The sequence below is a fragment of the Microbacterium sp. NPDC058021 genome, from assembly GCF_042885955.1.
Lineage (GTDB): Bacteria > Actinomycetota > Actinomycetes > Actinomycetales > Microbacteriaceae > Microbacterium.
In genome coordinates this window covers 188,621-211,968 of record NZ_JBHVRF010000005.1, presented here as the reverse complement: position 1 = coordinate 211,968, position 23,348 = coordinate 188,621, and the positions used below count along the sequence as shown (strand labels likewise).

Sequence of the window (23,348 nt, the reverse complement as noted above, 5' to 3'; positions counted from 1 at the left end):
TTTCGTTGTGCCGGGGATTCAGCGCACCGGCCAGCTGCCGTCGAGCGCGTCGTCGGGGTCGAGCCGGCCGACCTTGATGAAGTACTCCGTCAGGCTCGCCGCCTGCGCGCGTGCCCAGCCGATCTGCCGCGTGTGCAGCTCGGCCGCCGTCGGCGGCAGCTGCGCGCCGAAGCGCTCGGCCAGCGCCTGCGCCACCCTGCCCGCGGCGACGGCGTCGGCGCACGCGTCGTGGGCACCCTCCAGCGGCACGGCGTAGTGGGCGGCGACGGCCTCGAGCGTGCGCTTGCCGCGTCGGTAGCGGTCGTGCGCCTTGTCGAGCACGAGCGGGTCGATGATCGGCGCCGGGTTCTTCAGTGCCGGGATGCCGTGGCGCACCGCTTCGTGTCTGAGCAGCGAGAAGTCGTAGCAGGCGTTGTAGGCGACGACGGGGATGCCGGCGGCGAACAGCCCGCGCAGCGCGTCGACGACGTCGGCGACGACCTCGGAGGCGGCCCGGCCCTCGCTGCGGGCGTGCTCGGTCGTGATGCCGTGCACCGCCGTCGCGCCCTCGGGGATGTCCACGCCGGGGTCGGCGAGCCAGTCGCGGGCGTGCACGACGGCACCGGAGCCGTCGATGACCCCGACGTGTGCCGTGACGATGCGATCGGTCTCGACGTCGACGCCGGTGGTCTCGAGGTCGAACACTCCCACCAGTCGCGTCCAGGCGGGGATGCGCTCGGGCTCGGGGAAGTCGAGGAGCGGCTCGGGTTGCCACGTCGTCATACCGACAACGCTAAAGGCGACCGGCGACATCGCCGGGCAGGCACACCGCCTGTCGGCTCGTAGAATCGTGGGATGACCGCCGTGCACCCGTATGCCCCGTCTCTCGCGCGCATCCCGGTGCGTCGCCGCGAGGTCGCGGTGCAGGGCGGGACGACCGCCTACTGGGAGTACGGACCCGACGACGCCGCCCAGGTGATCGTCGCGGTGCACGGGTTCCGCGGAGAGCACCACGGCCTGGAGCCCGTCGTCGCCCACCTCGACGGCATCCGCGTGATCATGCCCGACCTGCCGGGGTTCGGCGAGACGGCGCCCCTGCCCGGTCGCCGCCACGACCTGGCCGCCTACGCGCAGTGGCTCACCGACTTCGTCGCAGCGACGGCGCCCGGCGCGGTGATCCTCGGTCACTCCTTCGGCTCGATCGTGGTCGCTGCGGCGGTCGCCGATGGCCTGCAGGCCCCGCGGGTGATCCTCGTCAACCCGATCGGCGCTCCGGCGCTGGAGGGGCCCCGCGGCATCCTCACCCGCCTCGCGGTGTTCTACTACTGGGCGGGCGCACGCCTGCCCCGCCCGCTCGGCGAGGCGGTGCTGCGCAGTCGCCTGGTCGTGCGGGTCATGAGCGCGTCGATGGCCAAGACCCGCGACCGGGAGCTGCGCCGCTTCGTGCACGACCAGCACGACACCTACTTCTCCCGGTTCGCCGACCGCGAGGTGCTGCACGACGCGTTCCTCGCGTCGGTGTCCAACGACATCCGCGCGCACGCGCCCGCGATCACCCAGCCGACGCTGCTGGTCGCCGCCGTGCAGGACGACATCACCCCGATCGAGGCGGAGCGTCACCTGGTGACTCTCTTCCCCGATGCGCGCCTGGTCGAGATCGACGGGGTCGGCCACCTCATCCACTACGAGACGCCGCGGCCGGCGGCCGAGGCGATCAGGTCGTTTCTGCAGCCTTCCGCCGACGGTACGCGTTGACGTTCATGCGGTTGCCGCAGTTGCCGGTGTCGCAGTAGCGCTTCGAGCCGTTCTTGGAATAGTCGACGTACACCGACAGGCAGTCGTCGGCGGCGCACACCCGGAGGCGGTCGTACTCGTCGGAGCGGATGATGTCGACGAACGCCATGGCCGTCTCCACGAGGATGCGGGTCGCCAGGCCCTCGTCGTCGCCTGTGGCGTGGATGTGCCAGTCGTAGCCCTCGTGGATGACCAGCTGGGGGAGGGCGTTGGCGTCGCGGAGCATGGCGTTCACGAGGGGGACCGCGCCCTCGCGATCAGTGACCCAGAGGCCACGCAGCCGGGGCCGGATCGCGCGCACGGCATCGACCTCGGCCTGGTCGCGCGTGAACGACCCGGTGTAGGGATGATCGGCGAGGTACGCCCGCAGATCGTCGGGCGTCACCAGTCGGTCCACGCGATCCACATCGGTGACGGGGAGGGTGTTGACCAGGTCGACGGCCGCCGCGAGGGAACGGCGGGTGTCACGAGCAAAGACCACATTGACTCCTGACGGCGGCGGGGCGTACTGTCACGAGTGAACCTACACGACACTCCTGACAGACCGGCACCGCATGACCACGCACACCGCTCCCATTCCTTCCGTGGCCGCCGCGCCGCGCCGCGTCGCGACCTCGGGGCTCGTCATGGCCGTCGCCTCGGCGCTGGCGTTCTCGGCCAGCGGGCCGTTCATCAAACCGCTCCTGGAGGCGGGCTGGTCGCTCGGCGCGGCGCTGCTGGTGCGCATGTCGCTTGCGGGCCTCATCCTCTCGCCGGCGCTCGTGCGGGCGCTCCGGCGGGAGCGCGGCTTCATCCGGCGGCACGGCTTCATCATCGTCGCGTTCGGGCTGACCGCCGTCGCCGGCTGCCAGCTGTTCTACTTCGCGGCCATGCAGCGGATGCCGGTGGCCGTGGCCCTCCTCATCCAGTACGTCGCCCCGGTGCTGCTCGTGCTCTGGGTGTGGCTGCGCAGCCGCCGGGCGCCCTCGAAGCTCGTCGTGGGCGGGTCGGTGCTGGCCATGGGCGGGTTGGTGCTCGTCGTCGACCTCACCGGCGCCCGCTTCGACCTTCTTGGCACGCTGCTGGCGCTCGGCGCCGCCGTCTGCGCGGCGGGCTACTTCGCGATCGCCGAGCGCGCCGGAGACCGGATGCCGCCGCTCGCCCTCGCCGCCGGCGGGTTGATCGTCGGCGCCGCGCTCGTCGGGGTGCTGATGCTCGCGGGCGTGCTGCCCTTCCACGCGCCCGCCGTCACGGTGGAGCTCGCCGGCATGACCCTGCCCTGGTACGTCCCGCTCGGCTGGGTGGGAGCGGTCGGCACGACGCTCGGCTACGCGCTGGGCGTCATGGCGGTGCCGCGCACGGGGGCGCGACTGGCCTCGTTCGTGGGGCTGTCCGAAGTGCTGTTCACGCTGATGGTGGCGTGGCTGGTGCTGGGGGAGGCCCCGGCGCCGATCCAGTTCGCCGGCGGTGCGCTCATTCTCACCGGCGTCGTGCTGGTGCGTCTGGATGCCGCGGCCGCCGAGCCCGGCGCGGCCCAGGTGGTCCCGGGCCTGCCGACGGGGTCGATCCCGATCGTGCCGGCGGCGGAGGCACCCGCGCCACCGGCGCCTGTCCCGGCGACGCGGGCGCAGCTGCGCGCCGCGGCTGCGGCTGCGCTCAGCGCTCCCGCTCGGCCAGCGCCATGAGCGGTCGCACCCGGTAGCCGATCACTTCGCCCATGACGAGCGAAGTCTCGGTGCGCTCGACGCCGTCGATGCCGAGGATGCGCGCGTCGATGTCGAACAGGTGCTGCGTGTCGCGTGCGGCGACGCGCACGACGAGATCGACCTGCCCGCTCACACCGTGCGCCTGGATCACCTCGGGGATCTCAGCGATGCGCTGCGTGATCTGCGGCAGGTCGGCCTGGGTCACCACGACCTCGAGCATCGCCTCGATCGGGTAGCCCAGGGCGCTGGGGGCGATGGCTCGCTCGTAGGACAGGAACACCCCGGCACGGTCGAGCTTCGACATACGCGCCTGCACCGTGTTGCGGGACATCCCGAGCCGATCGGCCAGGGCCACCACGGTGGCGCGCGGGTCCTCGGCGAGAGCGTCCAGGAGGGCGAGGTCGACGTGGTCCAGGGATGTCATAGTGCCAAACGATAGCACGCCGTCGGGCGTACTATTTGCGCAACATGCTCAGTGGAGCCCAGGATGCTTGAGCTACGTGCTCGCCAGACGTACGCTCACCGGAGTCGGCGACGAGGCCGGCGCACACGCGACGGCGGTCTCACGAGGACGGCCGGGACGGAGGGTGACGATGACGTATTCCCCGAGCACCGCGGCTGAGCCCGCGACCGACGTCGGGTCGGTGGCCCGGCTCATCACGCCCACCGGCGAGCGCGTGGCGGATGCCACGCTCGACCCCTGGGCCCGCGACGTCGACGACATGCTGCTGGTCGATCTGTACCGGGACATGGTGCGCACCCGCCGGCTCGACACCGAGGGAGTCGCGCTCCAGCGCCAGGGACAGCTGGGCCTGTGGGCGCCGTGCCTCGGTCAGGAGGCGGTGCAGATCGGCACGGCGCGCGCGCTGCGGGAGAGCGACTTCGTCTTCCCCAGCTACCGGGAGCTCGGCGTGCAGCTCGTGCGCGGCGCGACGCCCGCCCATCTCGTGGAGGTGTGGCGCGGCGAGGAGCAGTCGATGGGCGACCCGTTCGCCCGCAACACCGCGGGACCGCAGATCATCATCGGCGCGCAGACCCTCCACGCCGTCGGATACGCCATGGGCATCCAGCGCACGCCCGCTGCCGACGGGCAGGCCTCGGACGACGCGGCGGTCGCCTACTTCGGGGACGGCGCGTCGAGCCAGGGTGACGTCAACGAGGCGATGGTGTTCGCGGCATCCTTCGGCGCACCCGTCGTGTTCGTCTGCTCCAACAACCAGTGGGCCATCTCGGAGCCGGTCGCCGTGCAGTCGCGCACCCCGCTGGCCGCCCGCCCGCCCGCCTTCGGCATCCCGAGCCTGCGCATCGACGGCAACGACGTGCTCGCCGGTTTCGCGGCGATGCGCTGGGCGCTGGAGCACGCACGCTCGGGCGCCGGCCCCGCCTACATCGAGGCGGTGACCTACCGCATGGGCCCCCACACGACGGCGGACGACCCCACCCGCTACCGCGACCCCGCCGAGCTGGAGCTGTGGCGCGGCCGCGACCCCATCGCGCGCGTGGAGATCCTGCTGCGCGCCCGCGGGGCCCTCGATGACACCGTCGTCGCGGACATCGCCGGCGACGCCGACCGCCTGGCGGCCCGGATGCGCTCCGCCTGCCTGTCGGCGCGCACCCGCGACCCGCTCACGATCTTCGACGAGGTGTACGCCGCGCCGCACACCGGGCTCGAACGGCAGCGCCGCGCCTACGCGGCCTACCTCGACGGCTTCGAGGAGGAGCAGCGATGACCGAACTCACCATGGCGAAGTCCCTGAACGCCGCCCTGCACCGCGCCCTCGCCGACGACCCCTCGGTCCTGGTCATGGGGGAGGACGTCGGCAGGCTCGGCGGCGTCTTCCGGGTGACGGACGGGCTGCTGGCCGCCTACGGCAAGAACCGGGTCATCGACACGCCGCTGGCGGAGTCGGGCATCGTGGGTGCCGCGGTGGGGCTGGCCTTCCGCGGCTTCCGCCCGGTCGTCGAGATCCAGTTCGACGGCTTCATCTATCCCGCCTTCGACCAGATCGTCTGTCAGGTCGCGAAGCTGCACTACCGCACGCGCGGGGCGGTGCGGATGCCGCTGACCATCCGGGTGCCCTGGGCGGGCGGGGTCGGTGCCGCCGAGCATCACTCCGAGTCGCCCGAGGCCTACTTCGTGCACACGTCGGGCCTGCGGGTCGTGGCGGTGTCGAACTCCGCCGACGCCTACGTCATGCTGCGGCAGGCGATCGCGTCCGATGATCCCGTCGTCTTCTTCGAGCCGAAGCGGCTCTACCACGCCAAGGGCGCCGTGGACCTCGAGGCCGACCTCGCCGACACCGCGCCCATGGGGCTCGCGCGCGTCGTGCGGGAGGGGAGCGACGCGACGATCGTCACCTACGGCGCTCAGGTGTCGACGGCGCTGCAGGCGGCGACCGCCGCCGAGGACGACGGACTGTCGCTGGAGGTCGTCGACCTGCGCTCGCTCTCACCGGTCGACTACGGCACGGTGGCCGCCTCGGTGCGCAAGACCGGGCGGGTCGTGATCACGCACGAGGCGCCGGGGGAGGCGGGCGTGGGAGCGGAGGTCGCCGCGAGCATCACCGAGCGCTGCTTCGACCACCTCGAGGCTGCCCCGGTGCGGGTCACCGGGCACGACATCCCCTACCCGCCCGCCAAGCTCGAAGGGCACCACCTCCCCGACCTCGACCGCATCCTCGATGCCGTCGACCGCGTCCTCGATCGTCCGCACAGCCTCTCGGGGGTGCAGCTGTGATCGCCGAGTTCCGCCTGCCCGATCTCGGCGAGGGCCTGCCCGAGGCCGAGCTCGTGCAGTGGCTGGTCGCAGAGGGCGACGACGTCACGCTCAACCAGACCATCGCCGAGGTGGAGACCGCCAAGGCCATCGTCGAGCTGCCGTCGCCGCACGCGGGGCGCATCACGATCCTGCACGCCGCGGCGGGGGACGTGATCGCGGTGGGGAGCGTGATCATGTCCGTCGATGTCGTGGGTGACGAGGGTGCCGACGACGGGGACACCGGTGCCGCCACGACGGCCGCAGCCACGCCCGAAGTCGCGGCGACCGACACCCCGCGCCCGAACCTCGTCGGCTACGGCGCCGCACCGGCAGCCGCCGGCCGCCCGCAGCGGCGTCGCCGTGCGGCGAGCGCGGGAGGCGCCGGGGACGCGGAGGTGCGGCAGGCGGCCCCGCACGACGCGGTGCGCACCCTCGAGCCCGAACCGGCACGCACCGACCGGCCGCGATCCACGCCGCCGGTGCGCCGCCTGGCGAAGGAGCTGGGCGTCGACCTGGCGCGCGTGACCCCCACCGGTCACGACTGGCTCGTCACCCGTGCCGACGTCGAGGCGTTCGCCGCGGGACAGGCGGCGGCACCTGCCGAACACCCGGAGGCCGTGTCGCCGGCCGTCACCGATCGCGGGGACACCCGCATCCCCGTGCGGGGAGTGCGCCGGTTCACCGCCGAGGCGATGGTGCACAGCGCCTTCACGGCACCGCACGCGACGGTGTTCCTCACCGTCGACGTCACCGAGACCACGCGTCTGCTCGCATCGCTGCGGGACGACCGCGCGCTCGCCGCCCACCGCATCGGCATCCTCGCGGTCGCGGCGAAGGCGGTGTGCCTCACCCTGCCGCGGCATCCGATGCTCAACTCCCGATGGGAGGGGGAGGAGATCGTGCAGTTCGGCCGGGTGAACCTCGGCATCGCCGCGGCGACCGGTCGGGGTCTGGTCGTACCCAACGTGAAGGATGCCGGTGCGCTGACACTCACCGCGCTCGCCGACGCGATCGCCGGACTCGCCGAGACGGCGCGGGCCGGGCGCACCCAGCCCGCCGCGCTCGCCGGCGGCACCTTCACGATCACCAACGTCGGGGTCTTCGGCGTGGATGCCGGTACGCCGATCCTCAATCCGGGGGAGGCGGGCATCCTCGCCCTCGGCACGGTGCGGCGCACCCCGTGGGAGCACGAGGGGCAGGTGGCGCTGCGGGACGTGCTGACCCTGAGTCTGTCGTTCGACCATCGGCTCGTCGACGGCGAGCAGGGGGCGCGGTTCCTCGCCGATGTGGCGGCACTCCTGCGCCAGCCCGCCCGGGCACTGCTGGTCGCCTGATCGGCCGTCGGCGGTGCAGGCCCCGCGGCTCAGGCGGTGAGGCTCGCTCGTGCCATCGTGCGCAGGATGGCGCGCACGTCGACGTCGGCCGCGGTGTCGCGGGCGACCCGCAGGCTGTGGGGCGTGGAATTGATCAGTCCGAAGCACGCGTGGGCGCGCACCCGCTGCTCGCGCGCCGTGAGCGACGGACGACGCGCGGTGAGCACCTGCACCCACAGCTCGACGTACTCACGCTGCAGACGGCGCACCGTGTGGCGGTCGGCGTCGCTGAGGTTGTCGAGTTCGCGGTCCTGCACCCGAATGACGTCGGCCGACGCCAGGGCGAAGTCGACATGGAAGGCGATGAGGGCGTCGAGCACGTCGTCGGCGTCGCCCCCGGCATCCACGACACCGCGCCCGCCGTCGCGCAGGGTGTGGCTGACACCGACGAGGATGGCCCCCAGCAGGGCCCGTTTGTTGGGGAAGTGACGGTAGACGGCGGGGCCGGTGATGCCGACCGCCGTGCCCAGGTCCTCCAGGCTCACCCCCGCGAACCCGCGGTCGGCGAACAGCCGGGCCGCCTCGCGCAGGAGAGCTGCCTGCCGGTCGGCCTTGGCGCGGCTGCGCTCGGTCAGTCCCGTTGTCATCTCAGTTAATCCTCGCTAACCTGAAGTCTCGGTTAATGCCAACTAACCATGCGCGCCGCACGGCTCACAAGCCGGTGTGACGCGATCGTGACGTCGACGGAGACAGCATGAGCGCACCGGCCACCGCCCCACCCCTCGCCCCCACCCAGCGCGCGCTCGCCGCCGAGCTGCGCGAGCGGCTGGAGCGGGCCGCCGACGGCGGGGGAGCCGTCGCCCGGGAGCGCCACCGCTCGCGCGGCAAGCTGCTGCCGCGCGAGCGCGTGACCCGCCTGCTCGACGAGGGGAGTCCGTTCCTCGAGATCGCCCCGCTGGCCGGCGAAGGCCTCTACGACGGGCAGGCCCCGGCCGCGGGGGTCGTCGCCGGGATCGGCCTCGTGCACGGGCGGCACGTGATGGTCGTCTGCAACGATGCGACGGTCAAGGGCGGCACCTACTACCCGCTCACGGTGAAGAAGCACCTGCGCGCGCAGGAGATCGCCCTGGAGAACCGCCTGCCCTGCCTGTACCTCGTCGACTCCGGCGGCGCCTACCTGCCGATGCAGGACGAGGTCTTCCCCGACCGCGATCACTTCGGCCGGATCTTCTACAACCAGGCGCGGCTGTCGGCCGCCGGCATCCCGCAGGTGGCGGCGGTGCTCGGGTCGTGCACGGCCGGGGGTGCGTACGTGCCGGCGATGAGCGACGAGACGATCATCGTGCGCGGTCAGGGCACGATCTTCCTCGGCGGCCCGCCGCTGGTGAAGGCGGCGATCGGGGAGATCGTCACGGCGGAGGAACTCGGCGGCGGCGAGCTGCACGCACGCCGCTCCGGCGTCGCCGACCATCTCGCCGACGACGACGAGCACGCGCTGGAGATCATGCGCGACATCGTGCTGACCCTGCCCGCCCCGGCCGCTCCGGCGTGGACCGTGCACGCATCGGTGCCGCCGGCCGCGGCCGCAGACGGGCTCTACGATGTGGTGCCGGTCGACGTCGCGCAGCCCTACGACGCGCACGAGGTGATCTCCAGGCTCGTCGACGCCGACAGCCTGCACGAGTTCAAACGCGAGTACGGCATGACGCTGGTGACGACCTTCGCCCGCATCCACGGGCATCCCGTCGGCATCCTCGCCAACAACGGGGTGCTGTTCGGCGAATCGGCACTCAAGGGAGCGCACTTCATCGAGCTGTGCGATCAGCGCGGCATTGCGCTGCTGTTCCTGCAGAACATCTCGGGGTTCATGGTGGGCCGGGACGCCGAGGCCGCGGGCATCGCGAAGGACGGCGCGAAGATGGTCACCGCCGTCTCGACCACCCGGGTGCCCAAGCTCACCGTCGTCGTCGGCGGATCGTTCGGTGCCGGCAACTACGCCATGTGCGGGCGCGCCTACGGGCCGCGATTCCTGTGGAGCTGGCCGGGCAGTCGCATCTCGGTGATGGGCGGCGCGCAGGCGGCATCCGTGCTCGGCACCGTCAAGGCCGACCAGGTCGCGAGAGGCGGCGGGGAGTGGACCGCCGGCGAGCGCACCGCGTTCGAGGCCCCGGTGCGCGAGCAGTTCGACCGGCAGAGCGACCCGTACTACGCCACCGCCAGGCTCTGGGACGACGGCGTCATCGATCCCGTCGACACCCGCGACGTGCTGGGGCTCGCCCTCGACGTCGTGTCCCGCGTCCCGCTCGCCGACCCGGGCTTCGGCCTCTTCCGGATGTGACATGACCACCCCGCCATTCCGCACCGTGCTCGTCGCCAACCGCGGCGAGATCGCCCGCCGCATCATCCGCACCCTCCGCCGCCTCGGCATCCGCTCGGTGGCCGTCTTCAGTGATGCGGATGCCGACGCCCCGCACGTGCGCGAAGCCGACATGGCGGTGCGCATCGGCGGTGCCGCCGCGGCCGAGTCCTACCTCGACATCGCCGCCGTGGTGGCCGCGGCCCGGGACAGCGGGGCGGAGGCCGTGCACCCGGGCTACGGCTTCCTCTCCGAGAACGCCGACTTCGCACGCGCCTGCACCGAGGCCGGGATCGTGTTCGTCGGCCCGGGAGACGAGGCGCTGCGGGTGATGGGCGACAAGATCCGTTCCAAGGAGCACGTGGCCGGTCACGCCGTGCCGGTGGTGCCGGGGTTCAGTGCCGCGGGCCTGACGGATGCCGCGATCGCCGAGGCCGCCGAGGTGCACGGCTACCCGCTGCTGGTGAAGCCGTCGGCAGGCGGCGGCGGCAAGGGGATGCAGATCGTCACCGGGCACGAGGCGCTCGCCGACGCGCTCGCCGCGGCGCGCCGGGTGGCCACCGCCGCCTTCGGCGACGACACGCTGCTGCTCGAGCGGCTCGTCACCCGCCCCCGCCACATCGAAGTGCAGGTGCTCGCCGATGCCCACGGCGGCGTCGTGCACCTCGGCGAGCGCGAATGCTCCCTGCAGCGGCGCCATCAGAAGGTCATCGAAGAGGCCCCGTCACCGGCGATCGACGCGGCGACGCGGGAGCGCCTGGGAGATGCCGCCTGCCGGGCCGCCGCCAGCGTCGGGTACCGCGGGGCGGGCACGGTGGAGTTCCTCGTCTCCGGGGACCGGCCGGACGAGTTCTTCTTCATCGAGATGAACACGCGGCTGCAGGTGGAGCACCCGGTGACGGAGCTCGTGACCGGCATCGACCTCGTCGCCGAGCAGCTGCGCATCGCCGCGGGCCTGCCGCTGGGGTTCGCGCAGGGGGACGTGCGTCTGGACGGTCACGCCATGGAGGCGCGGGTGTACGCCGAGAGCCCGGCGCGCGGGTTCTTGCCGGCCACGGGCGAGGTGGTCGCCTGGCGGGCCCCGCACGGGGTGCGGGTGGACGGTGCGGTGGAGACCGGCACCGTCGTCACGAGTCACTACGACCCCATGATCGCCAAGGTCATCGCCCACGCCGCCGACCGCACCGCCGCGCTCGATCTTCTCGACGCGGCGCTGGCGGAGACCGTCGTGCTCGGCGTCGACACGAACATCGCCTTCCTGCGCACCCTGCTCGCCCAGCCCGCGGTGCGCAGCGGGGCGCTGGAGACCGGCATCATCGGCGGGATGCCGCCGGTCGTCGTGCCCGGGCCGGGGGAGGGGGTGCTCGCCGCGGCCGCACACCTGCTCGAGAGCGACGCCGCCCGCGCGGATGGTTCGCCGTGGCGCCGGGGCGACGGCTGGCGGCTGAGCGGTCGCGCCGAGCCGCGGGTGTGGGCGTTCGAGACCGAGGCGGGGGAGCTCGCTGCGGCATCCGCTGCCGCCCTCGAGGGGGCCACCGTCGCCCGCGACGCCGACGGCGACGTGTGGGTGCATCTCGACGGCGCGACGCACCGCCTCCGCCCCCTCTCGCGCCGTGCGGCGGCCCGGCGGCGGCGCGCGGCCCGGGCGCCCGCGGACACGGCGGCCGCGCCGCACGTGCGAGCCCCGCTGCCCGGCACCGTGGTCGCCGTGCACGCGCAGGACGGCGCCCGCGTGGCATCCGGCGCACGCCTGGCCACGATCGAAGCCATGAAGATGGAGCACACCGTGACCGCGCCCCACGACGGCGTGGCACGGATCCTCGTCGCGATCGGCGCGCAGGTGCGCCGCGACGACGTGCTCGCCGAGGTGCACGACACCCCCGAGGAGGAGACCCCATGACCGGACCCATCGACCTGCGCTCCTACGCGCTGGAAGACGACGAGATCGAACTGGCCCGCATGGTGCGCGCCTTCGCCGACGAGGTGGTGGCGCCGCAGGCGTACGAGGCGGACCGCACGCACACGCTGCCCCTGGACGTCGTGGCGCAGATGGGGGAGCTGGGCCTGTTCGGGCTGCCCTTCCCGGAGGAGGTCGGCGGGCAGGGCGGTACCTACCTCGCCCTCGGGCTCGCGATCGAGGCGCTCGCCCGCGCCGACCAGTCCATCGCCATCACTCTCGAAGCGGCCGTGAGCCTGGGTGCCATGCCGGTGTTCCGGTTCGGCACCGACGCGCAGCGCGAGGAGCTGCTCCCCGATCTCCTCGCGGGGCGGGCGCTCGCCGGATTCGGACTCACCGAGCCCGAGGCGGGGTCGGATGCCGGCGCCACCCGCACCACCGCCCGCCGCGAGGGCGAGGAGTGGGTGATCGACGGGAGCAAGCAGTTCATCACCAACTCCGGCACGCCCATCACCCGGTTCGTGACGGTCACGGCGGTGACCGGCCGCGAGGGTGGCCGCTCGCAGATCTCCACGATCATGGTGCCGTCGGGCACCCCGGGGTTCACCGTCGGGCCCGCCTACGACAAGGTCGGGTGGCATGCGTCCGACACCCACCCGCTGAGCTTCGACGGCTGCCGGGTGCCCGAGGGGAACCTCCTGGGAGAAGAGGGCCGGGGGTTCGCGAACTTCCTGCACATCCTCGACGAGGGCCGCATCGCGATCGCGGCGCTCGCGACGGGGGCGGCGGAGGGATGCCTGGAGGCTGCACTGGACTACGCCGGGTCGCGGGTCGTGTTCGGGGCGCCGCTGGCGACCCGCCAGGGCATTCAGTTCACCCTCGCCCGCATGCAGGCGCGGGTGCACACCGCCCGGCTCGCCTGGGTGCGGGCGGCGCACCTGCGCGACGCCGGCAAGCCGTTCAAGACCGAGGCCGCCATCGCCAAGCTCGTCTCCAGCGACGCGGCGATGGACAACGCCCGCGACGCGACGCAGATCTTCGGCGGCAACGGCTTCATGAACGAGTACCCCGTCGCCCGGCACTACCGCGACAGCAAGATCCTGGAGATCGGCGAGGGGACCACGGAGGTGCAGCTGCTCGTCATCGCTCGGGCGCTCGGGGTAGCGTGATGGGCATGACGGACACCCCCGACGCGCCGCGCACCATCGTGGAGCGCGGGCTCTGGTTCGAGGAGTTCGAGGTGGGGGCGCGCTACCTGCACCGCCCGGGCCGCACCGTCACCCAGGCCGACAACCAGCTCTTCTCGGCGCTGACGATGAACCCGCAGGCGCTGCACGTGGACGAGGCGTACGCCCGTAGCCAGCCGTTCGGGCGGCCGCTCATCAACTCGATGTGGACCCTCGCGACCCTCATCGGCTCCTCCGTCGCGCAGTTGACCCAGGGCACCCTCGTCGCCCAGCTCGGCCTCGAGGACGTCACCTTCCCCGCGCCGCTGCACCCCGGCGACACCCTGTACTGCGACACCGAGATCGTGGGGGCGCGACTGTCGGCATCCCGCGCCGGTCAGGGGATCGTGGTGATGCGCCACACCGGTCGCAACCAGGACGACGTCGTGGTCGCCACGGCCACCCGCACGGCACTGATGTGGTGCCGTTCCCACGAGAAAGTACAGACGTGACCGCGTTCGACATCGGCCCCGCCCTGCTGTTCTGCCCCGCCGACCGCCCCGAGCGGTACGCGTCGGCCCTGGCTCGCGCCGACGGGGTGGTCATCGATCTGGAGGACGCCGTCGCCCCGCGCGCGAAGACCGCCGCCCGCGGCGCGCTCATCGACGCCGAGCTCGACGCGTCGCGCGTGATCGTACGGGTGAACCCCGTCGGCACCCCCGACTTCGACGCGGACCTGGCGACCCTGTCGCAGACGGACGTGCGCACGATCATGGTCGCCAAGTCCGAGTCGGCCAAGCGCATCGGCCGCATCGACCCCCGCTACCGGGTCATCGCGCTGTGCGAAACGGCGCGCGGGGTCACCGCGGCGGAGCGCATCGCCGCGCTCGAGAACGTCGCAGGCCTCATGTGGGGAGCCGAAGACCTCGTCGCCTCCCTCAGCGGCACGTCCAGCCGCAAGCCCACCGGCCGCTACCGCGACGTCGCCCGGTACGCCCGCTCGCGCGTGCTGCTGGCGGCCGGGGCGCGTGGCAAGGCCGCGATCGATGCGGTCTACCTCGACATCGCCGACGTGAAAGGGCTGGCGCGGGAGGCGGAGGATGCCGCCGCGAGCGGCTTCACCGCCACCGCCTGCATCCACCCGTCGCAGGTCGCGGTCATCCGCGACGCCTACCGGCCCGGCGAGCACCAGCTCGCGTGGGCGCGCGACGTGCTCGTGGCGGCCGAGAACGAGGGCGGCGTGTTCACCTACCGCGGGCGCATGATCGACGAGCCGGTGCTGCGCCACGCGCGCACGCTGCTGCACCGCGCCGGCGCGGGGGTTTAGCGCGCGGTCGCCCGGGTCTCGGTCGCGGGGTCGGCTGCGGCCTCGGCCTCGGTCTCGGTCTCGGTCGCGGTCTCGTCGTCGTCGGCGGCCGTGTCGGCTGCGGCATCCGGGCCGACGTCCGACAGCAGCCGCAGCCGGTCGCGCTCCAGCAGGATGTCGTACGTCGATCCGTTGGGCAGGCGGAAGCCGACGGGTGGGAGTTCACCGCCGGTCGCGTGGCGGATCAGCTCGCGGATGAGCGCGCCGTGCGCGACGGCGATGACCGATGCCGAGGCCGGCGCGGTCGTGCGGCGCACGTCGTCGGCGATCTGGCGCAGCGCCGCGAGCGCACGGGCGCGAACCTCGGGCCACGGCTCGGCGCTGGGGATCTCGGCGGAGTGCCAGTCGCCCCAGCGTTCCAGGAACTCCGCGGAATCCACGCCCTCGGCCTCGCCGTAGGCGCGTTCGCGCAGCTGCGGGTAGACCCGCGGGGCGGCGACGCCGAGTGTGGCCGCGATGATCTCGGCGGTCTCTCGCGCGCGGGACAGGTCGCTGCTGACGACGACCACGGGCGCGGCGGGATCGAGGCGGGTGCGCAGGCGCTCGGCCGTCGCGCGCGCCTGGGCGCGGCCGGTGTCGTTGAGGGGGATGTCGGTGGACCCCTGGATGCGGCGGGCGCGGTTCCAGTCGGTCTCACCGTGGCGCACGAGGGTCAGCAGGGTCACCGTTCGAGCCTAACCGCGGCATCCGGGAGAAGGCTCAGCGTGCGGCGATGAGGGCCTCGGTGAGCGCGGTGAGGACGGGGCTCGTGCCGGCGTCGATCTTGACCGTCGCGTGGCGGTCGACCCGAGTCTCGCCGCGGTTGACGATGACGACCGGCAGCTTGCGGCGGCGTGCCCGTTCGACCAGGCGCACGCCGGAGTTGACCACGAGCGACGAGCCGGCCACGAGAAGCGCTTGGCTCGTGCGGACGAGTTGTTCGGCCTCGCGGAAGCGCTCGACGGGCACGAACTCGCCGAAGAAGACGACGTCGGGTTTGAGGATGCCGCCGCAGACACTGCAGTCGGGCACGTGGAAGCCGTCGACGGTGTCGGGCAGCACGTCGCCGTCGGGGCCGAGCAGCACGTCGTCGGGGACGTCGATCCAGGGGTTGTCGGCCTCGACGCGGCGGGCGAGGTCGCGGCGGTCGAACACCTGGCCGCAGTGGGTGCAGAACACCCGGCGCATGGTGCCGTGGAGCTCGACCACGCGGCGGCTGCCGGCGCGCAGGTGCAGGCCGTCGACGTTCTGGGTCACGACGCCGGTGGCGACGCCGGCGTGCTCGAGATCGGCGAGGGCGGTGTGCCCGGGGTTGGGGTCCGCGCTCGCGAACGCCCGCCAGCCCAGGTGGCTGCCGATCCAGTAGCGGCGGCGGGCGGCTTCGCTGCCGAGGAACTGCTGCGCGGTCATCGGGGTGCGCGCGGGGGCCCCTTCGCCGCGGTAGTCGGGAATGCCCGAGTCGGTGGACACACCCGCCCCGGTGAGGACGGCCACGCGCCGTCCGGCGAACGCGTCGGCGGCCTGGCCGACCAGTTGCATGGTCGGCGCATCGAGGTGGAGCACCGAGGTCACCCGCCGAGTCTAGGCGTCGCAGTTTGCGGGGAGGTTACGTCGGGGGCCGCAGTGCGTCCGGCGCCCGATTCGCGCCCCGAACGTCCTGGGTCCCGCGGTCGGCGCCCGATTCGCGCCCCGAACCCCTTGGGTGCCGCAGTCGGCGCCCGATTCGCGCCCCGAACGTCCTGGGTCCCGCGGTCGGCGCCCGATTCGCGCCCCGAACGTCCTCGGTCCCGCCCTGCGGAACCGATTCGCGCCCCGAACCCCTTGGATCCCGCGGTCGGGGACCGATTCGCGCCCCGAACCCCCTGGATCCCGCGGCCGACGCCCGATACGCGCCCCGAACCCCTTGGATCCCGCGGTCGGGGACCGATTCGCGCCCCGAACCCCCTGGATCCCGCGGCCGACGCCCGATTCGCGCCCCGAACGTCCTGGATGCCGCGGTCGGCGCCCGATTCGCGCCCCGAACCGCGGCGGGGGCCGGTGTTGCCGGGATGCGGTGATCTGCCGGATTGCGGATGCCGGCGCGCTGGCGGTCCGCGTCCGGGCGGATCCCCTCGTTCCGGGACAGCGGCACAGGGAGGGGGCAAGGAGACCGGGCGAGCCGCGCGCGGGCCGCGTGCGAGCATGGAACCATGCCCATCGAGCGCGTCGACGACCCCACCGATCCCCGGCTCGCCGACTACCGCGATCTCACCGATGTCGCGCTGCGACGCGTGCTGGAACCGGCCGGCGGGCTCTACATCGCCGAGTCGGCGAAGGTGATCGGGCGGGCCATCGCCGCCGGGCATCGTCCGCGCTCGGTGCTGGTGCAGGAGAAGTGGCTCGATGACGTCGCCGAAGTCGCCGGCGACGCGCCGGTGTACGTCGTCCCCGCGGAGGTGGCCGAGAAGCTCACCGGCTACGCCGTGCACCGGGGGGCTCTCGCCGCGATGCACCGCCCCGCCGAGCCCGCCGTCGCCGACATCGTCGCCGGCGCGCGCCTCGTGGTCGTGCTCGAGGACATCGTCGACCACACCAACGTCGGCGCCGCCTTCCGCAGCGCCGCGGCGCTCGGGGCGGATGCCGTGCTCATCTCGCCGCGTTGCGCCGATCCGCTCTACCGTCGCAGCGTGCGCGTGAGCATGGGCACCGTGTTCCAGGTGCCGTGGACCCGGATGCCGGAGTGGCCGACAGCCCGCGGCATCCTGCACGACGCCGGTTTCCACATCGCGGCCCTCGCCCTCGCCGACGACGCGGTGTCGCTCGACGCATTCGCCGCGGCGCGCCCCGACCGGGTCGCGCTCGTGCTCGGTTCCGAGGGCGACGGGCTCTCACGCCGCGCGCTGGCGGCGGCAGACACGGTCGTCACCATCCCGATGCGGGGCGGGGTCGACTCGCTCAACGTCGCCGCTGCCAGCGCGGTGGCGCTGTGGTCGCTCACGCACGCCGCGCCCGCCGCGCCCGCCGCGCCCGCCGCGCCGACCCGTTAAACCGGGTCGCCCGGTGCGGCCGCGGGGTCCGGTCCCGGCGCGAGCGTCACGATCGGCAGCGCCTGGGGGCGCTTGGCGGTGATGCTATCGCCCGAGGATTCCTGCCGCACCCGCCGCAGCACCCAGGGCACGAGGTGCTCGCGCGCCCACACCAGGTCGTTCACGCGGGCCGCCCGCCAGGTGCGCGCCGGCACCGGATCGGGCTGCATGGGCTTGAGGTCGTTGGGGACGTTCAGCGTCCGCAGCACCATGCGCGCCACCTCGTGGTGGCCGAGGGTGTTGTAGTGCAGTCGGTCGTCGTCGAAGAAGCGCATGTCCTGCACTTCCTTCAGCGCCCACTGGTCGGCCACGATGCAGTCGTAGCGCTCGGCGATGGCGCGGATGTTCTCGTTGTAGATCGCCACACGCCCGCGGATGCCGCGGAACACCGGGGTGAAGTTGGTGTCGATGCCGGTGAACACCACGACGGTCGCGCCGGAGGAGGTGAGGCGCACGACGGCATCCTCGAACTGCGCGGCGACCGCGTCGGGGTCTGAGCCCGGGCGGATCACGTCGTTGCCACCGGCGGAGAAGGTGATGAGATCGGGCTTGAGAGCCAGCGCCGGCTCGATCTGGTCGGCCACGATCTGGCCGATGAGCTTGCCGCGCACGGCGAGGTTGGCATACGCGAAGTCTTCGACCTGCGAGCTCAGCGCCTCGGCGACGCGGTCGGCCCAGCCGCGGTGTCCGCCGGGCGATGAGGGGTCTGGATCGCCGATGCCCTCGGTGAAGGAATCGCCGATGGCGACCATGCGCCGCCAGGGGTGCGTGACGGTGGCGGGGGTGTGCGAATGCTGCTGATCTTCGGGGGCGTGATCGTCGGGCCGCATGATTCCTCCTCGGCTTTGTGACCGACTCCGAGGTTAGCCCCTCGCGGACTGACTTAGGCTGGACCGTCGTGGATGAGCAGCAGCAGCAGGAACATTTCGGCAGTTTCGCTGCCGAGCACCTGTCGCCGTCGTTCCCGCAGCGTGCACCCTGGGGAACGGCGCAGCGACTGCGTGCCTGGCAGGCCGAGGCGCTGGATCAGTACTTCGGGATGGACGGGCCCGACGGGGTCGGCAAGGGTCCGCGGGACTTCCTCGCCGCCGCGACCCCCGGCGCCGGTAAGACCACCTTCGCCCTGCGTCTGGCCACCGAGTTGCTGCGCCGACGGATCGTGGACCGCATCGTGGTCGTGGCCCCCACCGAGCATCTGAAGACCCAGTGGGCGGATGCCGCGGCGCGCGTGTCCATCCGACTCGACCCGAACTTCAGCAACCGTCACGTCGCCCCCGCCCGGCACTACCACGGCGTCGCGGTGACGTATGCGCAGGTCGCGGTGAAGGCATCCGTGCACCAGCGACTCGCCGAGGATGCCCGCACGCTCGTGATCCTCGACGAGGTGCACCACGGCGGCGACGCCCTCAGCTGGGGCGACGCGCTGCGCGAGGCGTACCAGCGCGCGACCCGCCGGCTGCTGCTGTCGGGAACCCCGTTCCGCAGCGACACCGCGCCCATTCCGTTCGTGGAATATCACCCGAACGAGAAGGGCATCCGCCTCTCCCGCACGGACTACAACTATGGGTACGGTCGGGCGCTGGCCGATGGCGTCGTGCGTCCGGTGCTCTTCCTCGTCTACGCCGGCCACATGCGCTGGCGCACCAAGGCGGGGGACGAGTACGAGGCGCACCTGGGTCAGGACAACACCAAGGACATCAACTCGCAGGCGTGGCGCACGGCGCTGGACCCCGAGGGCGACTGGATCCCCGCGGTGCTGCGCAGCGCCGACCGCCGTCTCAGCGAGGTGCGTCAGGAGGTGCCGGATGCCGGTGGCCTCGTCATCGCCACCGATCAGACCGCGGCGCGCGCGTACGCCGCGATCCTGAAGGAGATCACGGGGGAGCCCACCACCGTCGTGCTGTCGGACGACCCGGCGGCCTCGGGCCGCATCGAGGAGTTCGCCAAGAGCACCTCGCGCTGGATGGTCGCGGTGCGGATGGTGTCCGAAGGCGTCGACGTGCCCCGGCTGTCGGTCGGGGTATACGCCACGAGCGCCTCGACGCCGCTGTTCTTCGCGCAGGCGATCGGCCGCTTCGTACGCGCCCGTCGCCGCGGCGAGTCGGCGAGCGTGTTCCTGCCGCATGTGCCGCAGCTGCTGGCCCTCGCGAACGAGATGGAGCGCGAGCGCGACCACGCCCTCGACCGCGAATCGGGCGACGACGACGGGCTGGAAGACACCCTGCTGGCCGAGGCGGAGCGCGAGGACAAAGCCTCCGACGCACTCACCGAGGAGTTCACCTACCAGGCGCTCGGCTCCGTCGCCCACTTCGACCGGGTGCTGTTCGACGGCAAGGAGTTCGGTCAGCTCGCCGTCCCGGGCACGCCCGAGGAGGAGGAGTTCCTCGGGCTGCCGGGGCTTCTGGAGCCGGAGCACGTGCACGAGCTATTGATGCAGCGCCAGGCTCGCCAGTCGCGGCATCGCAAGGTGCGCGAGACGGGGGAGGCACAACACGCGGATGCCACCGGGAGCGATGCCGCGACGACTCTGCCGCCGGCGCTGCACCGCACGCTCAAGGAGCAGCGACAGCTGCTGAACAGCCTCGTCGGGGTGTACGCCCGTCAGAGCGGTGAGCCGCACGGCGTCGTGCACTCGGAGCTCCGGCGCCTCTGCGGCGGACCTGCCGTCTCGCACGCCACCGTCGCGCAGCTGCAGGCCCGCATCGAGCTGCTGCGCCGCCGCGTGCACTCCTAGCCGCCGACCGGCATCCGCGGTTCGGAACCCCGAAATGCTGGCAATCGCTGGTTTCGGGCGGGTCGGCGCGGTGCGCGTCACTACCGTGAGGAGGTCCCCTTCAGTACCACTCCCCTCGGAGGAACGATGAGCGCGCCCGTCGCCAGCCCCACGCCGCGAGACCGACGGCGGTGGGCGCAGTATCTGGTCGACGAGCGCGCCGAGGCACGCGTGTACCGCAACCTCGCTGCCCGTCGCACGGGCGAGGAGCGGGAGATCCTGCTGGAGCTCGCCGATGCCGAGGGGCGCCACGAGGCGCACTGGGTGGGCCTGCTGGGCGGTGAGCCGAAGCGGCTGCCGCAGCCGAGTCTCGACACCCGCATGCTCGGGTGGATGGCGCGCCGGTTCGGCATGATCTTCGTGCTCGCCCTGGCACAGAACGCCGAGGCGCGGTCGCCCTACGACAACGAGCCGTATGCCACGCCCGCCATGGTCGCCGACGAGAAGGTGCACCACGAGGTGGTGCGCGGACTCGCGGCCCGGGGCCGCCGTCGCCTGTCGGGCACCTTCCGCGCCGCGGTCTTCGGCGCGAACGACGGCCTGGTGTCGAACCTGGCGCTCGTGATGGGTATCGGTGCCACCGGCGTCGGCGCGCAGTTCGTGCTGTTCAGTGGCCTTGCCGGCCTGCTCGCCGGTGCGCTGTCGATGGCGGCGGGGGAGTTCGTCTCGGTGCGCTCCCAGCGCGAGATGATCGAGGCCACCGGCCACAGCGACTTCGTGGACGCGTCGCTGCCCGACCTCGACCTCGATGCCAACGAGCTGGCCCTGGTCTACCGGGCGCGCGGCATCAGCGCCGACGAGGCGATCGAGCGGGCCCGCCGTGTCGTGGCGACGGCGCAGGCCGCCGACCGTTCGGTGCCCTACCGGCGTCCGCAGGAGATCCTGGAGGTCGAGGAGGTCGTGGGCGGTGCCTGGGGTGCAGCGACGTCGAGCTTCCTGTTCTTCGCGTCGGGCGCCGTCATCCCGGTGCTGCCGTGGCTCTTCGGCCTCGAGGGCGTCGCCGCCGTCGTGATGGCGCTCGTGCTCGTCGGCATCGCGCTCATGGCCACGGGTGCGCTGGTGGGCGTGCTCTCGGGAGGCCCGCCGCTGCGTCGCGCGCTGCGTCAGCTCGCGATCGGCATGGGGGCGGCGGCGATCACGTACGCGCTGGGTCTCGTGTTCGGCGTCTCGGTGGCCTAGCCGCGCGCCCGGTACGCGCCCCGAACCGGGTCACCGACCCGCTTGGTGCCCGGTACGCGCCCCGAACCGTGGCATCCGGGGTTTGGTGCCCGGTACGCGCCCCGAACCCGGTCACGCACCCGTCTGGTGCCCGGTACGCGCCCCGAACCCGGTTACGCACCCGTTTGGTGTCCAGTACGCGCCCCGAACCCGGTCACGCACCCGTCTTGGTGCCCGGTACGCGCCCCGAACCCGGTCACGCACCCGTCTTGGTGCCCGGTACGCGCCCCGAACCCGGTCACGCACCCGTCTGGTGCCCGGTACGCGCCCCGAACCCGGTCACGCACCCGTTTGGTGCCCGGTACGCGCCCCGAACCGGGTCACGCACCCGTCTGGTGCCCGGTACGCGCCCCGAACCGGGGGCACCCGCCCGTTCGGTGCCCGGTACGCGCCCCGAACGGGGGCACGCGCCCGGAAAGAGGCACCAGGCGACCGATGCCGCGACACCCGGAAACGGAAGAAGGCCCCCTTTCGGGGGCCTTCTTCATCTGTGCGCGAGGGGGGACTTGAACCCCCACGCCCTATACGGGCACTAGCACCTCAAGCTAGCGCGTCTACCTATTCCGCCACCCGCGCATTGGGTGAAAATTGCTTTCGCAACCGAGGGTCGAGCCTAGCATGATCCGCGCCGGTGTTCGAACCGGCGCCGCACGGCGTGGCGCGACGACAGCGGTAGCGTAGTCGGCATGCCCGAGACCGAAGCCGACCTGCCCGAGGTCGTCCGAGTGGCCCGCGACCTCATCCGGTTCGACACGTCGAACTTCGGTGGCGGCAACGCCCGCGGCGAGCGCGAGGCCGCCGAGTACGTCGGCGCGTACCTGCAGGCGCTGGGTCTTGCGCCCGAGTTCTACGAACCCATCCCGCGTCGCACCAACGTCTCCGCTCGCGTCCCCGGACGCGACCGCGACAAGCCCGCCCTCGTGCTGCACGGCCACCTCGACGTGGTGCCCGCCGTCGCCGAGGACTGGAGCGTCGACCCGTTCGCCGGAGAGATCCGAGACGGCATGCTGTGGGGCCGGGGCGCGGTGGACATGAAGGACATGGATGCCATGATCCTCACCTCCGTCGCCGACCTGCTCCGCTCCGGCGAGCAGCCCGCCCGAGACGTCATCGTCACGTTCTTCGCCGACGAGGAGAACGGCGGTGTCGAGGGTTCCGCGCTGGTCGTGCAGAACCACCCCGAGTGGTTCGCCGGCGCGACCGAGGCGATCAGCGAGGTCGGCGGCTATTCCATCGCCTCCGGCGACCGTCGCGCGTACCTGCTGCAGACGGGGGAGAAGGCCCTCATGTGGATCCGGCTGCGGGCGCGCGGGCGGGCGGCGCACGGCAGCAGCCTCCACCCCGACAACGCCGTCACCCGGCTCGCCGAGGCGGTCGCGGCCCTCGGCCGCACCGCGTGGCCGGTGGCGATGACCGAGACGTCCCGTCAGCTGGTGGCGGGTCTCGCGGCCCTCGTCGGCGGCGACCCGCAGCATCCGGATGCCGTCGCCGAGCGCTTCGGCGCCGCCGCAGGCTTCCTGCGGTCCACCTTCCGCACCACGACCAACCCGACCGGGCTGACCGCGGGCTACAAGCACAACGTCATCCCCGACACCGCAGAAGCCCTCATCGACGTGCGCACGATCCCGGGGACCGAAGACGCCGTGCTCGCCGACATCGCCGCGATCGTGGGCGCGGACGTCGAGATCGAGATCGTCCATCGCGACATCGGCCTGGAGGTGCCGTTCGCCGGCGACCTCGTCACCGAGATGATCGCCGCGCTCGGCCGCCACGACCCCGGCGTGCCCGTCATCCCGTACCTCATGGGCGGCGGCACCGACAACAAGGCGCTCGCGTACCTCGGCATCGCCGGCTACGGCTTCGCACCGCTGCGTCTGCCGGCGGATCTCGATTTCACGGGTATGTTCCACGGGGTCGATGAACGCGTGCCCCTGGACGCCCTGGTGTTCGGGCAGGCCGTGCTCACGGACCTTCTCCGCAGCTACTGACGCAGTCACCG

Annotated in this window: 21 protein-coding genes and 1 tRNA gene; 14 read left to right on the top strand and 8 right to left on the bottom strand. The window is 72.7% G+C overall.

Annotation, left to right across the window (positions count from 1 at the left end; translation table 11 throughout):
* Nucleotides 1–18 precede the first annotated feature (18 nt).
* Nucleotides 19–762 (bottom strand): 3'-5' exonuclease, encoded by a 744-nt coding sequence (locus ACFVR6_RS12330; protein WP_386963400.1) that lies wholly within the window; start codon nucleotides 760–762, stop codon nucleotides 19–21.
* 72 nt (nucleotides 763–834) lie between these two features.
* Here ACFVR6_RS12330 and ACFVR6_RS12325 point away from each other — a divergent pair, with 72 nt between their 5' ends.
* Entirely contained in the window at nucleotides 835–1,734 is a 900-nt protein-coding gene (locus ACFVR6_RS12325; RefSeq protein ID WP_386963398.1) for an alpha/beta fold hydrolase, read from the top strand.
* Here ACFVR6_RS12325 and ACFVR6_RS12320 read toward each other — a convergent pair.
* Nucleotides 1,694–2,254, bottom strand: a complete 561-nt coding sequence (locus tag ACFVR6_RS12320) for a CGNR zinc finger domain-containing protein (RefSeq protein WP_386963396.1) — start codon at nucleotides 2,252–2,254, stop codon at nucleotides 1,694–1,696. The genes ACFVR6_RS12325 and ACFVR6_RS12320 overlap by 41 nt on opposite strands.
* Nucleotides 2,255–2,327: 73 nt before the next feature.
* Here ACFVR6_RS12320 and ACFVR6_RS12315 point away from each other — a divergent pair, with 73 nt between their 5' ends.
* A complete protein-coding gene (locus tag ACFVR6_RS12315) occupies nucleotides 2,328–3,437 on the top strand; it encodes a DMT family transporter (protein ID WP_386963394.1) in 1,110 nt (369 codons plus the stop codon).
* On the opposite strand, the gene ACFVR6_RS12310 is transcribed toward ACFVR6_RS12315, so the two are convergent.
* On the bottom strand, nucleotides 3,409–3,882 hold the full coding sequence (locus tag ACFVR6_RS12310) for an Lrp/AsnC family transcriptional regulator (protein WP_386963392.1): 474 nt from the start codon (nucleotides 3,880–3,882) through the stop codon (nucleotides 3,409–3,411). The genes ACFVR6_RS12315 and ACFVR6_RS12310 overlap by 29 nt on opposite strands.
* Before the next feature lie 169 nt (nucleotides 3,883–4,051).
* Between ACFVR6_RS12310 and ACFVR6_RS12305 the strand changes: the two genes are divergently transcribed.
* The 3 genes from ACFVR6_RS12305 to ACFVR6_RS12295 are packed head-to-tail and all read left to right on the top strand — an operon-like array spanning nucleotide 4,052 to nucleotide 7,550.
* On the top strand, nucleotides 4,052–5,188 hold the full coding sequence (locus ACFVR6_RS12305) for a thiamine pyrophosphate-dependent dehydrogenase E1 component subunit alpha (protein ID WP_386963390.1): 1,137 nt from the start codon (nucleotides 4,052–4,054) through the stop codon (nucleotides 5,186–5,188).
* Nucleotides 5,185–6,195, top strand: a complete 1,011-nt coding sequence (locus tag ACFVR6_RS12300) for an alpha-ketoacid dehydrogenase subunit beta (protein ID WP_386963387.1) — start codon at nucleotides 5,185–5,187, stop codon at nucleotides 6,193–6,195. Before ACFVR6_RS12305 ends, ACFVR6_RS12300 begins: the two co-directional genes overlap by 4 nt.
* On the top strand, nucleotides 6,192–7,550 hold the full coding sequence (locus tag ACFVR6_RS12295; RefSeq protein WP_386963385.1) for a dihydrolipoamide acetyltransferase family protein: 1,359 nt from the start codon (nucleotides 6,192–6,194) through the stop codon (nucleotides 7,548–7,550). Before ACFVR6_RS12300 ends, ACFVR6_RS12295 begins: the two co-directional genes overlap by 4 nt.
* A gap of 29 nt (nucleotides 7,551–7,579) precedes the next feature.
* Here ACFVR6_RS12295 and ACFVR6_RS12290 read toward each other — a convergent pair whose 3' ends face one another.
* Nucleotides 7,580–8,176 (bottom strand): SACE_7040 family transcriptional regulator, encoded by a 597-nt coding sequence (locus tag ACFVR6_RS12290; protein WP_386963383.1) that lies wholly within the window; start codon nucleotides 8,174–8,176, stop codon nucleotides 7,580–7,582.
* Between the two features lie 107 nt (nucleotides 8,177–8,283).
* On the opposite strand from ACFVR6_RS12290, the gene ACFVR6_RS12285 reads away from it, so the two are divergent.
* From ACFVR6_RS12285 to ACFVR6_RS12265, 5 genes are read left to right on the top strand one after another with little or no spacing between them, the layout of a single operon-like run.
* Nucleotides 8,284–9,867, top strand: coding sequence for a carboxyl transferase domain-containing protein (locus ACFVR6_RS12285; protein ID WP_386963381.1), 1,584 nt, complete (start codon nucleotides 8,284–8,286; stop codon nucleotides 9,865–9,867).
* A 1-nt stretch (nucleotide 9,868) separates the two neighbouring features.
* Entirely contained in the window at nucleotides 9,869–11,785 is a 1,917-nt protein-coding gene (locus tag ACFVR6_RS12280; RefSeq protein WP_386963379.1) for an acetyl/propionyl/methylcrotonyl-CoA carboxylase subunit alpha, read from the top strand.
* Nucleotides 11,782–12,951 (top strand): acyl-CoA dehydrogenase family protein, encoded by a 1,170-nt coding sequence (locus tag ACFVR6_RS12275; RefSeq protein ID WP_386963377.1) that lies wholly within the window; start codon nucleotides 11,782–11,784, stop codon nucleotides 12,949–12,951. The genes ACFVR6_RS12280 and ACFVR6_RS12275 overlap by 4 nt, the downstream gene beginning before the upstream one ends.
* Before the next feature lie 5 nt (nucleotides 12,952–12,956).
* Complete coding sequence (locus tag ACFVR6_RS12270; RefSeq protein ID WP_386963375.1) at nucleotides 12,957–13,460, top strand: MaoC family dehydratase; 504 nt, start codon at nucleotides 12,957–12,959, stop codon at nucleotides 13,458–13,460.
* On the top strand, nucleotides 13,457–14,275 hold the full coding sequence (locus tag ACFVR6_RS12265) for an HpcH/HpaI aldolase/citrate lyase family protein (RefSeq protein ID WP_386963372.1): 819 nt from the start codon (nucleotides 13,457–13,459) through the stop codon (nucleotides 14,273–14,275). The genes ACFVR6_RS12270 and ACFVR6_RS12265 overlap by 4 nt, the downstream gene beginning before the upstream one ends.
* Here ACFVR6_RS12265 and ACFVR6_RS12260 read toward each other — a convergent pair.
* A complete protein-coding gene (locus ACFVR6_RS12260; protein ID WP_386963370.1) occupies nucleotides 14,272–14,979 on the bottom strand; it encodes a histidine phosphatase family protein in 708 nt (235 codons plus the stop codon). The genes ACFVR6_RS12265 and ACFVR6_RS12260 overlap by 4 nt on opposite strands.
* Before the next feature lie 34 nt (nucleotides 14,980–15,013).
* Complete coding sequence (locus tag ACFVR6_RS12255; protein ID WP_386963800.1) at nucleotides 15,014–15,832, bottom strand: Sir2 family NAD-dependent protein deacetylase; 819 nt, start codon at nucleotides 15,830–15,832, stop codon at nucleotides 15,014–15,016.
* A 650-nt stretch (nucleotides 15,833–16,482) separates the two neighbouring features.
* Here ACFVR6_RS12255 and ACFVR6_RS12250 point away from each other — a divergent pair.
* Nucleotides 16,483–17,319, top strand: a complete 837-nt coding sequence (locus ACFVR6_RS12250) for a TrmH family RNA methyltransferase (RefSeq protein WP_386963367.1) — start codon at nucleotides 16,483–16,485, stop codon at nucleotides 17,317–17,319.
* On the opposite strand, the gene ACFVR6_RS12245 is transcribed toward ACFVR6_RS12250, so the two are convergent.
* A complete protein-coding gene (locus ACFVR6_RS12245; protein ID WP_386963363.1) occupies nucleotides 17,316–18,188 on the bottom strand; it encodes an SGNH/GDSL hydrolase family protein in 873 nt (290 codons plus the stop codon). The two genes, ACFVR6_RS12250 and ACFVR6_RS12245, sit on opposite strands and share 4 nt — an antisense overlap.
* A 68-nt stretch (nucleotides 18,189–18,256) precedes the next feature.
* Here ACFVR6_RS12245 and ACFVR6_RS12240 point away from each other — a divergent pair, with 68 nt between their 5' ends.
* Both ACFVR6_RS12240 and ACFVR6_RS12235 read left to right on the top strand, forming a co-directional pair.
* Nucleotides 18,257–20,092: a DEAD/DEAH box helicase gene (locus ACFVR6_RS12240; RefSeq protein ID WP_386963360.1), complete on the top strand. Its 1,836-nt coding sequence runs from the start codon at nucleotides 18,257–18,259 to the stop codon at nucleotides 20,090–20,092.
* Between the two features lie 126 nt (nucleotides 20,093–20,218).
* Complete coding sequence (locus ACFVR6_RS12235; RefSeq protein WP_386963357.1) at nucleotides 20,219–21,310, top strand: VIT1/CCC1 transporter family protein; 1,092 nt, start codon at nucleotides 20,219–20,221, stop codon at nucleotides 21,308–21,310.
* A 530-nt stretch (nucleotides 21,311–21,840) separates the two neighbouring features.
* Here the strand turns inward: ACFVR6_RS12235 and ACFVR6_RS12230 are convergent.
* Nucleotides 21,841–21,925 (bottom strand) — tRNA-Leu (locus ACFVR6_RS12230).
* A 110-nt stretch (nucleotides 21,926–22,035) separates the two neighbouring features.
* Between ACFVR6_RS12230 and ACFVR6_RS12225 the strand changes: the two genes are divergently transcribed.
* Nucleotides 22,036–23,337 carry a M20/M25/M40 family metallo-hydrolase gene (locus ACFVR6_RS12225; RefSeq protein WP_386963354.1) on the top strand — a complete coding sequence of 434 codons (1,302 nt, stop codon included), beginning with the start codon at nucleotides 22,036–22,038 and terminating at the stop codon, nucleotides 23,335–23,337.
* The last annotated feature ends 11 nt before the right edge of the window (nucleotides 23,338–23,348 follow it).